Origin of the sequence: Alishewanella agri BL06, assembly GCF_000272005.1 — a bacterium.
GTDB lineage: Bacteria > Pseudomonadota > Gammaproteobacteria > Enterobacterales > Alteromonadaceae > Alishewanella > Alishewanella agri.
Genome location: NZ_AKKU01000026.1, coordinates 262,686 through 274,974, shown reverse-complemented (window position 1 = coordinate 274,974; position 12,289 = coordinate 262,686). Strand labels below are relative to the sequence as shown.

At 50.6% G+C, this 12,289-nt stretch carries 15 protein-coding genes; 1 reads left to right on the top strand and 14 read right to left on the bottom strand.

Annotated elements, in window-relative coordinates; all coding sequences use genetic code 11:
* Nucleotides 1-13: 13 nt before the first annotated feature.
* From AGRI_RS14905 to murJ, 12 genes are all read right to left on the bottom strand, one after another.
* Nucleotides 14-529 (bottom strand): PilW family protein, encoded by a 516-nt coding sequence (locus AGRI_RS14905; RefSeq protein ID WP_008985705.1) that lies wholly within the window; start codon nucleotides 527-529, stop codon nucleotides 14-16.
* On the bottom strand, nucleotides 526-939 hold the full coding sequence (gene pilV / locus AGRI_RS14900; protein ID WP_008985704.1) for a type IV pilus modification protein PilV: 414 nt from the start codon (nucleotides 937-939) through the stop codon (nucleotides 526-528). The genes AGRI_RS14905 and pilV overlap by 4 nt, the downstream gene beginning before the upstream one ends.
* On the bottom strand, nucleotides 939-1,397 hold the full coding sequence (locus tag AGRI_RS14895; RefSeq protein ID WP_008985703.1) for a GspH/FimT family pseudopilin: 459 nt from the start codon (nucleotides 1,395-1,397) through the stop codon (nucleotides 939-941). Before AGRI_RS14895 ends, pilV begins: the two co-directional genes overlap by 1 nt.
* A 5-nt stretch (nucleotides 1,398-1,402) precedes the next feature.
* A complete protein-coding gene (locus AGRI_RS16735; RefSeq protein ID WP_008985702.1) occupies nucleotides 1,403-1,822 on the bottom strand; it encodes a type IV pilin protein in 420 nt (139 codons plus the stop codon).
* A 108-nt stretch (nucleotides 1,823-1,930) separates the two neighbouring features.
* Nucleotides 1,931-2,638: a LytR/AlgR family response regulator transcription factor gene (locus AGRI_RS14885; RefSeq protein ID WP_237713101.1), complete on the bottom strand. Its 708-nt coding sequence runs from the start codon at nucleotides 2,636-2,638 to the stop codon at nucleotides 1,931-1,933.
* The gene (locus tag AGRI_RS14880) at nucleotides 2,635-3,666 is read right to left on the bottom strand and encodes a sensor histidine kinase (RefSeq protein ID WP_008985700.1); all 1,032 of its coding nucleotides are present in this window, start codon (nucleotides 3,664-3,666) and stop codon (nucleotides 2,635-2,637) included. The genes AGRI_RS14885 and AGRI_RS14880 overlap by 4 nt, the downstream gene beginning before the upstream one ends.
* 25 nt (nucleotides 3,667-3,691) lie before the next feature.
* A complete protein-coding gene (gene ispH / locus AGRI_RS14875; protein ID WP_008985699.1) occupies nucleotides 3,692-4,621 on the bottom strand; it encodes a 4-hydroxy-3-methylbut-2-enyl diphosphate reductase in 930 nt (309 codons plus the stop codon).
* Nucleotides 4,622-4,623: 2 nt separating this feature from the next.
* A complete protein-coding gene (gene fkpB / locus AGRI_RS14870) occupies nucleotides 4,624-5,055 on the bottom strand; it encodes an FKBP-type peptidyl-prolyl cis-trans isomerase (protein ID WP_008949977.1) in 432 nt (143 codons plus the stop codon).
* The gene (gene lspA / locus AGRI_RS14865) at nucleotides 5,052-5,543 is read right to left on the bottom strand and encodes a signal peptidase II (protein WP_008985698.1); all 492 of its coding nucleotides are present in this window, start codon (nucleotides 5,541-5,543) and stop codon (nucleotides 5,052-5,054) included. Before lspA ends, fkpB begins: the two co-directional genes overlap by 4 nt.
* Nucleotides 5,543-8,368, bottom strand: a complete 2,826-nt coding sequence (ileS, locus tag AGRI_RS14860) for an isoleucine--tRNA ligase (protein ID WP_008985697.1) — start codon at nucleotides 8,366-8,368, stop codon at nucleotides 5,543-5,545. Before ileS ends, lspA begins: the two co-directional genes overlap by 1 nt.
* A 14-nt stretch (nucleotides 8,369-8,382) precedes the next feature.
* Complete coding sequence (gene ribF / locus AGRI_RS14855) at nucleotides 8,383-9,333, bottom strand: bifunctional riboflavin kinase/FAD synthetase (RefSeq protein ID WP_008985696.1); 951 nt, start codon at nucleotides 9,331-9,333, stop codon at nucleotides 8,383-8,385.
* Nucleotides 9,334-9,381: 48 nt separating this feature from the next.
* Nucleotides 9,382-10,959: a murein biosynthesis integral membrane protein MurJ gene (murJ, locus tag AGRI_RS14850; protein WP_193353441.1), complete on the bottom strand. Its 1,578-nt coding sequence runs from the start codon at nucleotides 10,957-10,959 to the stop codon at nucleotides 9,382-9,384.
* 174 nt (nucleotides 10,960-11,133) lie between these two features.
* Here murJ and rpsT point away from each other — a divergent pair, with 174 nt between their 5' ends.
* Complete coding sequence (gene rpsT, locus AGRI_RS14845) at nucleotides 11,134-11,403, top strand: 30S ribosomal protein S20 (protein ID WP_008608893.1); 270 nt, start codon at nucleotides 11,134-11,136, stop codon at nucleotides 11,401-11,403.
* A 118-nt stretch (nucleotides 11,404-11,521) separates the two neighbouring features.
* On the opposite strand, the gene AGRI_RS14840 is transcribed toward rpsT, so the two are convergent.
* Together AGRI_RS14840 and AGRI_RS14835 are read right to left on the bottom strand one after the other, a co-directional pair.
* A complete protein-coding gene (locus AGRI_RS14840) occupies nucleotides 11,522-11,818 on the bottom strand; it encodes an ArsR/SmtB family transcription factor (RefSeq protein WP_008949981.1) in 297 nt (98 codons plus the stop codon).
* Nucleotides 11,819-11,895: 77 nt separating this feature from the next.
* The gene (locus AGRI_RS14835; protein ID WP_008985694.1) at nucleotides 11,896-12,285 is read right to left on the bottom strand and encodes a response regulator; all 390 of its coding nucleotides are present in this window, start codon (nucleotides 12,283-12,285) and stop codon (nucleotides 11,896-11,898) included.
* Nucleotides 12,286-12,289 lie beyond the last annotated feature (4 nt).

The window sequence follows — 12,289 nt, the reverse complement described above, 5'->3', positions numbered from 1 at the left end:
TCAAACCTCACTCTTAACTCTCAAATTTATTAGTTAAGATATTATTCCTAACACCGACCCGGAAATTTAACGCAATATTGTTTGTGTCTGTCGCTCTCATCGTTAACTGCAAATTGATCCCAATTGCAGTCGGACAATCGTTTCCACCAACAGAAATACAACTACTGTTAAAAGTAATAATGTCCTGTGACAGGATTTCTGCCGCTGCAGCGCCAACTTGACGGACCAAGGTATTATCGGCTTCCAAACGGTACTCGGTATTCCCGGCGACACCCGCAACAATCAAGTTTGGTGCCGTAGCAACAATATTTCCTGCTCGAATATCACTGGCAAGTAAGTCAGTGATCAAACTGAGGTCACTCTGCAAGCGGTTAAAGCGTTGGGCTTCGTTGTAAGCTTGTTGCCCACTGATAAAAATCTGGATTCCACCACCCAGCACCACTATCCCAAGGGTGAGAGCTATCAGCAGCTCGACTAAAGTGACACCTCTCAGGTAGCGTTTTTGCAATCTCGTAATTTTTTTCATCATGGATACAAGTCCATTTCATAAACAAAGGTTTCTACCGCATTAGTATCCGCTAGCCGATTTTCTTGCCAACGCACCGAGATTCGCCATTTACCACCGCCCAGATCTTCGATTGAACTTGCAGTACTGGCAGCAGGTAGGGCGCCATTCCAAGCCGTTAACCATTCCGTTTGAATAGTGGCTGCCGTTTTGGCTGGAGAATCACCAAGGTTAATCCACAACCGTTCGGACGCATCCATGGCTATGACACTGGCAAGCGTTCGTTGAAAAGCAGAGTGACTGTTCTGTACTGTTTTCAGCTGTAATGCTGCCATGCCCAATAAACCGAAGGCTATCACTAGTACAGCAATAAGCACTTCTAACAGCGAGAAACCTCGCGAACAGTGGCTTGTTATTAGTCTTTTTTTCACCATTATGAGCCTCCACACGCACCGGCTTCGATCTTCAAAGCACCGCCGGTTTCCACTATCAACTGGCGCTGGTTACCATAATAAGAAAGCTGAAAGCAATTATCGGCACTCTGGCGCCGACCGCGAAGATCAAAAACAACAGCAATAGTTCCAGAGCCATTTAAAGCAACAGAGGTCGCTGTTTTATCTACTGCCCTTAACACAGTTGTTGTGCCAGGCTGAATAACCTCTGCTTTCCAGCCAGTGCCAGGTGTTAGGTTTACCGTCACATTCACCCGGCGCTTTATTGCTTCCGTTCTGGCATAATGCATCACGCCAAGTAATTCATTTGCCTGACTTCTCAGTGTATTTTGCCGCAGCATTTCAAGAAACGATGGTGCAGCAATACCAAGCACTATTGCCAATACTGCAACCGCCACCATCAACTCAACCAAAGTAAAAGCTTTGATATTTTTTCTCATAACTTTTACCAACAGCCTGTAGCAGGGTTGGATGTCCTCACACCTGCCTGATTAATGGAAAAACTGCTGCAGGTATCTTTGGTTTGCCGGGAACCTGTCGCAGGAACCGCAGTGACTATGTAGGTATTGGCTGCTTTTGTCAGTGATATGGTATACAAACCAGCCTGCGAACTGGTGGAAGCCAGCGTATAGCTCGTGTAAGAATTATTTTGGGTATAGTGCCGTTCGAGCTGCTGCGCAATATTAAGCAAAGCATCTCTGGCATCCGTTCTGCCTGATCTCAGTACATAATTTTGATAGGACGGGTAAGCGATCGAGGCTAGTATACCTATGATCACTACTACTACCATCATTTCGATCAAGGTAAAACCAAACTGCTTTACAGGCTTAACGGATCTGTACTGCATAAGCTTCCAAAATGTCATATAAACCTCTGAATTAACCATATCATTTATTAAGTTTAGTGCGAGTTGTAACGGATAAAAGGTAAATTTTTCTGACCAGCGGTTATGAAATTACCCACCTTTGTCATCTTAGGATTGCAGGGCGTGCTTAACCGCGCTGAGCGCGCGCCGGCTAATTGGTAATTTATACTTCCCATTCTCAAGTTCCGCCAGGGCCGGGCCCGTTGCTGGCTGGCGGATAGCCGTCAAATACAGCGGATTAATCAGTGTTTGGCGGTGAATCCGTAGTAACTGCGGATACGCCGCTTCGAGCTGATGCAGGCTTTTATCTAGCAAGATGTTCTGTTCAGTAAGTTGCATCCGGACATATTTGTCTTCCGCAGCAAAAAACAGCACCTCCGTCAGAGGTACCGTTTTTTGTAAGCCCGCTTGCTGATAACTGACCAGCGGCAATTTGGGCGGTTGTTGCTGGAGACGATTAAGCTGACAGGCACGCTGCAAGCTACGCTGCAACTGGCTTAAGCTGACCGGCTTAAGTAAATAATCAACCGGGTGCACATTAAACGCCGCCAGGGCATGTTCAGGATAAGCGGTAACAAAAATCAACGCCGGTGGCAACGCGCTACTGGCAAAGGCCTCTGCCAATTGCAAACCACTTTCACCGGGCATCGAGATGTCGAGTAGCACCAGATCCGGTTGCAAGCTAGCTGCCAGCTGCCTGGCCTGCTCTGCCGATGCTGCTTCCGTTACCACTGCATTAACTGCGCATTCGGCGAGTAAGCGCCGCAACCGGCTGCGGGCCAGCGGCTCATCATCAACGATTAAAATATTCATCATCTTTGTTCCCAGACCAGCGGCAATACCAAGGTAACACTAAACTGCTGATTTTGGTCTTTGATCACCATTTGTGCTTGCTCGGCAAATACATAGGCCAATCGCTGTTGAATATTCTGCAGCGCCATACCATTGTGTGGCTGACGACTGCCCTGCAGCGGATAAGGGTTTGTTATGACGATTTGCAACTGTTGAGCCGTCTGCGTCATCTTAATCAGGATCTCACCACCCGCAGCTGCCGGCTCAATGCCGTGTAGCACCGCATTCTCCAGCAGGGGTTGCAAGGTTAAGGCCGGCAACTGTAACTCAGGCATTGGCTCTGGCAGCTGCCAATTCACCTTTAATCGCTCGCCTAACCGCCATTGCTCTAACGATAAATAACGCCGGCAGAGCGCCAACTCTTCTGTCAGAGAGATGGTTTCCGCTGTTTGCATCGCCGCACGAAATAATGCCGCTAAATCCAGCAATGCCTGCTCTGCAGCAGCGGCATTCTGGTGTACCAGCTCAGCAGTAGAATTTAAGGTGTTAAATAAAAAGTGGGGCCGGATCCTGGCCTGCAGTGCTATCAGTTCAGCCCGGCTTTGCGCGGTGATACTTTTGCTTTGTTCATCCGACATGATCAGTAGCTGGATCACCAGTAAGGCCACCACAAAACAAATCAGCAGGTTATTAATGAGTAACGCGGGTAATTCAAGAGTAGGGGCTAATTGCTGAAAATACCAAAAACTAATTATCGTGCAGCCGGCGGTAATAGTCAGCAGAATCCCCTGGATCAACAGCGCCAACTGCCAAAAACTCGCCCGGCTTAACAGTGGCGTGAACCAGCTAAATGTCAGACAACTAATTAAAGCGATCCACTGTAAAAACAGACTGATAAAACCCAGGCGATACCAAGGCGAAGAGTCGATAGAAAATGGCGCGAAGGCTAACAATAACGCCAGGCCTTGAGTGAACACAATCACCCGTAATAACTGCACCGGGCTACGAAAATCAGGGAGGCGTCTGTTAACCTGAGTTGGCTGGTTTAACATCAGCTGACCTCCCTGTCTGAAGACGTTATCTTAGCTCTGCCGGAATGGCGAACACTACATTCTCTTCGCGGCCGGTCGTTTCGGTCACCGTTTTACCGCCCCACATTTTCAGCTGGCTAATCACATCCTGCACCAGAATTTCCGGTGCAGAAGCACCGGCGGTAACGGCAACCCGGCTGATACCATCGAGCCAGCTTTGCTGAATATCGTTGGCGGTATCAATTAAATAGGCTTTACAACCAAGCTTCTCCGCCAGCTCGCGTAAGCGGTTGGAGTTACTGCTGTTTCTGGCACCGACCACCAGCATCAGTTCAGCCTTGGCGGCCAACTCACGCACCGCATCCTGGCGATTCTGGGTGGCATAGCAAATATCATCTTTGCGCGGCCCTTCGATCAGCGGAAAACGAGCGCGCAGCGCATCAATCACATCAGCGGTGTCGTCTACCGACAAGGTAGTCTGACTGCTGTAGCACAGCTGTGCCGGATTTTTAACCTGCAGTTTTTCGACATCCTCGACCGACTCCACCAGATAGATACCACCTGCAGCATTATCATACTGGCCCATGGTGCCTTCTACCTCAGGGTGACCAGCATGACCAATCAGGATACATTCGGTACCTTTGCGGCTGGCGCGGGTCACTTCCATATGTACCTTAGTTACCAGTGGACAGGTGGCATCAAACACCTTTAAGCCGCGCTGCCGTGCATTTTCACGTACCGCCTGCGACACACCATGGGCGCTGAAAATCACAATATGGCTATCCGGCACTTCGTCCAGCTCATCCACAAAGACCGCGCCGCGACGGCGTAAACCGTCCACTACAAATTTGTTGTGCACCACTTCATGCCGCACATAGATTGGATGCGGAAACAGCTCCAGCGCCCGTTCTACAATGCTGATCGCCCGATCAACACCGGCACAAAAGCCCCGCGGGTTAGCGAGTAAAATATCCATCTTTAGCTTACCTGCACAATTTCGACGTTGAAGGTCAGAGTCTGACCCGCCAGCGGATGATTAAAATCAACGGTGACCGAATCGCCTACCACGTCCCGCACTAAGCCCGGCAATTCCGAGCCATCCGGCATCGCAAAGCCAATAATGGCACCAACTTTAGCCGGCGCATCAGCCGAGAATTTACTGCGGTCAACGTAATAAATATTATCCGGGTTCGGCATACCATAGGCGTCTTCCGGGGCCAGGGTAAAGCTTTTTTTCTCTCCGGCCGACATGCCTAATAACTGGGCTTCAAATGCCGGTGATAAGCTGCCATCGCCCATCTGTAATTTTGCCGGCTTGTTGTGCACCCGGGTACTCTCGGCGGCACTGCCATCGGCCAGCGTGATATCAAAGTGGAAGATTACCGTACTTTTGGCCTGAATTTCGCTCATTTTTTTGCCTCAGAATCACTGCTAAAACTGTCCCAGATAATCAGGGCGGCGCCAATACAGATCGCCGAATCGGCAATATTAAAGGCCGGATAATGCCAGGTCTGGTAATACAGATGGAAAAAGTCTATTACGTAACCATAGATACTGCGATCAATTAAATTACCGATAGCGCCGGCAAACACCAGGCTTAATGCCAACCCCAGCTTAATCTGCTGCCGTGGTAACCGGCTCATCCAGACCGCAATCACAGTGCTGATTACCACCGCCAGAATCGTAAAGAACCAGCGCTGCCAGCCACCGGCGTCACTTAAGAACGAAAAGGCCGCGCCATAGTTACGCACATAGGTCAGATTAAAAAATGGCAGTAATTCAATCGAATCGTACAGGGCCATATTCTGATGTACCAGCTGCTTGGTCAGCTGATCCAGACCGATTAACAGCAGGATCAGCCACCACCAGCGCCAGGCGGTATTATTAAACAACTGCATCAGGCAAATTCCCGCTGTTCACCGCTACCTTCTACGTTACTGACGCAACGTAAACAAATGCCCGGATGGGCGGCATCGGCGCCGACATCGTGACGGTGGTGCCAGCAGCGCTCGCACTTGGCGGCGGTAGAGGCTTCCACCAGCACACTTAAGCCTTTAATGGCGGTGGCCACCGCAGCGGCAGCCGGTTGCTCCGCACTCACCTTAGCGGTTGACGTAATCAGCACAAAACGCAGCTCGTCGCCCAGCTGTGACAGCGCTTGCGCCAGTTCAGCACCGGCGAACAAGGTCACTTCGGCCTGTAAAGAGGCGCCGAGTTTTTCTTCGCGGCGCGCTGCTTCCAGCACCTTGTTGACTTCATCGCGAACTTCTAACAGCTGTTGCCAGAAAGCGTCACTGAATTTACCTACCGGTAAGTTGGCAAAACCCGGATACCAAACATCGGTAAACACATAAGGCGAGCTCTGGCCCGGTAAGGCTTCCCAGATTTCTTGCGCGGTAAAGCTCATTACCGGTGCCATCCAGCGTACCATCGCCTGGGCGATATGATAGAGCGCAGTCTGGCAGGAGCGGCGGGCTTTGGACTCGGTGTGCGCGGTATACTGGCGATCTTTAATCACATCCAGATAGAAACTACCAAGCTCCACGGTACAGAAATTCATCAGTTTCTGACTTACCTGATGGAACTGATAATTATCGTACGCATCGATAATTTCTTGTTGTAACTTCGCCGCCCGGTTTACGACCCACAGGTCCAGCTCAACCAGTTCATTAAATGGCAGTGCATCCGTTTGCGGGTTAAAGCCATTCAGGTTGGCCAGCAGGAAGCGCGCGGTATTCCGAATACGGCGGTATTTATCTGCAGCTCGGTTCAGAATTTCATCCGATACCGTCATCTCCGAGGTGTAGTCCGTGGTCGCGACCCATAAGCGCAGAATATCGGCACCCAGTTTGTTCATCACATCCTGCGGTGACACCACATTACCCAGTGATTTCGACATCTTGCGGCCTTCACCGTCGACGGTAAAGCCATGTGTCAGTACCTGTTTATACGGCGCCTTGCCTTTAATACTGACGCCAGTCATCAGTGACGACATAAACCAGCCACGGTGCTGATCCGAACCTTCTAAATACAGGTCAATTTCGGCACCATGAAATTCCGGCCGCGCATCTACGACTGCAGCATGGGTCACGCCAGAGTCAAACCAGACATCCAGGGTATCGGTAACCTTAACGTAATCGGCAGCATCCGCGCCCAACAGCTCAGCAGCATCCAGATCAAACCAGGCCTGAATCCCCGCCTGCTCAACTTTATGCGCCACCTGCTCAATCAGTTCAGCCGTACGCGGATGCAAGGCGCTGTTATCTTTGCGCACAAACAGCGCAATCGGTACGCCCCAGGTGCGCTGGCGTGAAATACACCAGTCTGGCCGGCCGGCGACCATATTTTCAATCCGCTGCTGACCCCAATCCGGGATCCAGCGGGTTTGCTCAATTTCCGCTAATGATGTCTGGCGCAGGCCTTGTTGCTCCATGCTGATAAACCACTGCGGTGTAGCACGGAAGATAATCGGCGTTTTATGGCGCCAGCAATGCGGATAACTGTGCTTATAGGCTTTATGCACCAATAAAGCTCCGGCCTCTTTCAACGCTTCAACTACCGTTTCATTGGCTTTAAATACATGCTGCCCGGCAAACAGCGGCGTATCCGGCAGATAGACACCGTTGGCACCAACCGGGTTTGCTACTTCCAGACCATATTTCTGGCCAACTACAAAGTCTTCCTGACCGTGACCCGGTGCCGTATGCACACAGCCGGTACCTGAGTCCGTCGTAACGTGTTCGCCTAATACCACCGGCACGCTAAAGTCATACAGCGGATGCTGCAGCTGCACTAAATCCAGCGCAGCGCCCTGACAGAAACCCAGCGCATGGTAATGCTCGATATTGGCGCGCGCCATCACGTCTTTCACCAGCTCAGTGGCCAGAATTAAGCGCTCTGCGCCATTCGGGCCTTGCTCAACCTGCACCAGCGAGTACTGTAAGTCAGCGTTGAGGGCCACGGCACGGTTCGCCGGAATAGTCCACGGAGTGGTGGTCCAGATCACCACCGAAATCGGGCCCTGCCCGGCATGACCGGCCGGATGATCAAACTTAGCGGCGACGCTGTCATCCAGTACCTTAAAGCGCACATCAATCGCGGGGGAGACCTTGTCCTGATATTCCACCTCGGCTTCGGCCAAGGCCGAACCACAGTCGGTACACCAGTGCACCGGCTTAAAGCCCTGTTGTAAGTGGCCATTGCCGATAATTTTGCCCAGGCTGCGGATAATATTGGCTTCAGTCACATAATCCATGGTGCGGTAGGGGTTGTGCCAGTCACCCAGTACGCCTAAACGGATAAAATCCGTGCGCTGGGCGTCAATTTGCGTTAACGCATACTCGCGGCATTTGTCACGAAACTCCGCCGGTGTCAGCTTGGTACCCGGCTTGCCGTATTTTTTCTCCACCACCAGCTCAATCGGCAGGCCATGGCAATCCCAGCCCGGGACATAGGGCGCATCAAAATCAGACAGGGTTTTGGCTTTAACAATAATATCTTTCAAAATTTTGTTAACGGCATGACCGATATGGATATTGCCATTCGCATAGGGCGGGCCATCGTGCAGGATAAAGGTTTTCTTGCCTTTTTTTGCACTGCGGATCTGACCATAGAGATCATCCTGCGTCCACTTGGCCAGCATTTGCGGTTCCCGCTGCGCCAGATTACCGCGCATGGCAAAGGCCGTTTCCGGTAAGTTAAGGGTATGCTTGTAATCGCTCATCCGTTTCGGTTCCGTTAGGTTGTCGGGGCCTGCGTGGACGCGGCCTCACTAAAATACTGTTGTGCTGCCGCAACATCGGCGGCAATTTGTTGTTGCAATGCATCCAGACTGGCAAAACGTTGCTCGGCTCGAAGTTTATGCCGTAGCGCTACCCGGATCTGGCTGCCATATAAATCCTGATTAAAATCAAATAAATGGGCTTCTAACTGCTCACGACTGCCCTGCACTGTCGGTCGGTTGCCAATATTGGCGACACCGTTAAAAACACCATAACAAGTATGCGCCGTAATAGCATACACGCCCGACACCGGTAGCTTACGCCGGTAAAGCCAGACATTGGCCGTCGGAAAACCCAGATCCCGCCCCAGCTTACGGCCATGGCGCACCCGGCCGCTTAGCGTAAAAGGCCGCCCCAGCATGGCGGCGGCTCTGTCCAGTTGGTCTTGCTGCAGCGCTTCACGAATTAAGGTGCTGCTGACCCGCTGCTCGCCCAGTTTTAAACTGGAAGTACTGTTTAAACCAAAGCCATATTGCGCCGCGGCCTGGGCCAGTAAGGCATAATTACCACTGCGATTTTTGCCAAAGTGAAAATCATCGCCTACGATCAGATGCCGCACGCCCAGCTTATCCAGCAACAGGGTTTTGATAAACTGCTGCGGATCCTGAGCGGCAAAGCTGCGGTTAAAATTCACACACAGCATGCGGTCAATCCCGACCGCGGCCAGCGCCTGATATTTCTCGCGAAAGCGGCTTAAGCGCGCTGGTGCGGCGTTACCAGCAAACAGCTCCAGCGGCTGCGGCTCAAATACCATCACGCAGGATGGCAGCTTAAGTGACTGCGCTAACTGCTGCACCTTTGCCAGCACCGCCTGATGCCCCAGATGCACACCATCAAAATTGCCAATAGTCAGTACACAGCCTTGATGCTGCGGCAGAATATTATGGATACCGCGAATTAACTCCATGCCTGCAATAATGCCTCTGGTGCCTGTAAACGCCGGATTATAACCGGATTAGTGACGGCTTTCAGCAACAGATTTCGCTTTAAAATCCGACAAACGTACCCCGAAAAGCAACAGCAAGGCGAAGTAAAGCAGCACCGCGCCGACACAAAGGCTACTTAACAACAGAATTTGTACTGTAAGTGGCCGGGCAATCCAGTCATTCAATTCTGGACTTAACCACCACAAGGTTGCCGCCATTAACAGCGCAGCAAGCGTAAATTTGGCTAAGAACCAACAGTTTTGCCGGCTAAGCTGATAAATTCCGGCCAGCTTTAAACCCCGATACAGTAAATACGCATTTAAACTGGCCGACATGGCGGTCGCCAGCGCCAAGCCAACATAACTTAAAAACGGTGCGAGCATCAGGTTAAACACCATATTAGCGACCATAGCAATAATGCCGATTTTTACCGGGGTTTTAATATCCTGCCGCGCATAATACCCAGGCGCCAATACTTTAATCAGCATATAGCTGAGCAAACCACAGCTATAGGCCACCAGACTGTAAGACACCATCAGCACATCTTGCTGGGTAAATTCGCCGCGCATAAAGAGCACACTGATAATGGGCTGGCCCAGTACCATCAGCGCCAGCATCGCCGGTAAACCAAACATCACCACAAAACGGATCGCCCAATCCAGCGTCTGCGAAAAACGCTCCGCATTGGCGGTGGCATGATGGCGTGACAGGTTCGGCAGAATAACAGTGGCAATCGCAATACCGAATAAACCCAGTGGAAATTCAATTAAGCGATCCGAGTAATACAGCCAGCTGACCGCACCAGTTAATAAAAACGACGCGATCACGGTATCCAACAGCAGGTTGATCTGACTGACTGACACCCCGAAAAGCGCCGGCAACATCAGGGTGCGGATTTTCGTCACGCCCGGATCGCGCCAACCCCATTTTGGCATCACCAGCAAACCGGCTTTGGCCAGAAACGGCAGTTGAAACAACAGCTGCACCACGCCACCGATAAACACACCCCAGGCCAGGGCCAGCGCAGGCTCATCCAGCGTCGGTGCCAGATAGAGCGCACTACCGATAATGGCAATATTTAAAAAGACCGGCGTAAAGGCAGCCACCGCAAAGCGGTTATAGGTATTTAGAATGGCACCCGACAAGGCAACCAGGGTGATAAACCACAGGTAGGGAAAGGTAATTTTCAGCATTAACGAGGCCAGCTCAAACTTATGCGCATCCGGGCCATCGTTAAGCCATTCGATAAACCAGCCCATACCAAACAGCAGAGCTAGTAGCGGTGAGGCAATGACACCAAATAGGGTTACCAGTGTGACAATCACACCGAGTGTGCCGGCGACTTTTGCCACCAGTTCGCGCACCGCATCATCGCCATGCTGCGCTTTCACCTCACTTAATACCGGCACAAAGGCCTGCGAGAAAGCGCCTTCGGCAAATAAACGACGTAAGAAATTTGGAATGCGGTTGGCAAAAAAGAATACATCGGCCGCCGCACCGGCGCCGACAAAATTAGCGACCACCACATCGCGGACCAGCCCCAATACCCGTGAAATCAGGGTCATAAAACTCACAATCAGCCCTGACTTTAATAATTTTCCCGACACCTGAAACTCCTGTGTATAATGCGTCGCTATTTTCACCTGTTCGGGGCGCCAATTACCAGCGGTAATCCCAATTAAATTGCTGGCCTTTTCGCGGAAAGCATTTGACAATGGCACAGTAAATAGGCATATTATGCGGCCTTTAAAGAGTCCGGTTTAGTTTTTAGGAGTGTTACCTTGGCTAACATTAAGTCTGCTAAGAAGCGCGCAATTCAATCAGAAAAACGTCGTCAGCAAAACGCCAGTCAACGTTCTATGATGCGTACTTTCATCAAGAAAACCTACGCAGCGGTGTTAACTGCTGACGCAGTTGCTTCTCAGGAAGCATTCAACAAAATGGTTCCGGTAATTGACCGCATGGCGGCCAAGGGTCTGATCCACAAGAACAAAGCAGCTCGTCATAAAGCTCGCTTAAATGCACATGTTAAAGCGTTAAAAGCCGCTTAACTGTCAGAGTTCGACAAAAAAGCCAGCGTTAGCTGGCTTTTTTGTTTTATGCGATTCTACATAATAAAGGTCAACAAACCCTGATAACGGCCAAAAATAAAGGCTGCCGCAGCAACCTTTATTCTGAACAATACAATTTGTGCATCAACGCAATCAAGGCCTCTGCCTCGGCGCTATTGAGGCGGTAAAATACGGTTTGTGCTTCTTTGCGGGTTTTCACCAGTTTATGCTTTCGTAACAGTGCCAAATGCTGCGAAAGGGCTGACTGACTTAAATCCAGCTTTTCGTTGATCTCACCTACCGACATTTCACCTTCTAACAGGTGACATAAAATAATCAGCCGCCGCTCATTCGAAACTGCTTTTAGCAACTTCACAGCTTGCGCTGAATTTTTCAGCATATCCTCTAAATTCATCTGTCGTTACCATTACCTGACTGGTTAAATCTGAAAATCAAAGTGCTTAGCGCTTCAGACCAGACTCTGACCAATAATCAGAGCAAAGGTTGCACCAGACTATAAATTCGTTCTGCCGAAAATGGCTTTACGACAAAGGCCTTGGCACCACCGGCCACCGCAGCTTTCAGGTTATCGACACTTGAGTAAGCGGATACCATAAAAATGTGCGATTGCTGATCGACACGCCGGAAACGTTGTAAGAGTACCTTACCGTTGATGTCTGGCAGCTGAATATCCAAAAATACCAGTTGCGGGTGCTGCTGCAAAAACAATGCTTCAGCACTGGCGCCATCTGCGGCCTCATGTACAACTGACACACCAAGCGACTGTAAGATTTGCTTTAAATAATGTCTGCTCGCTAAGGTGTCATCGACCACCAGCGCCGTCAGGCCTGTTGGTATGGTTCCTTGTTCTAGCCCTTGCATCCCT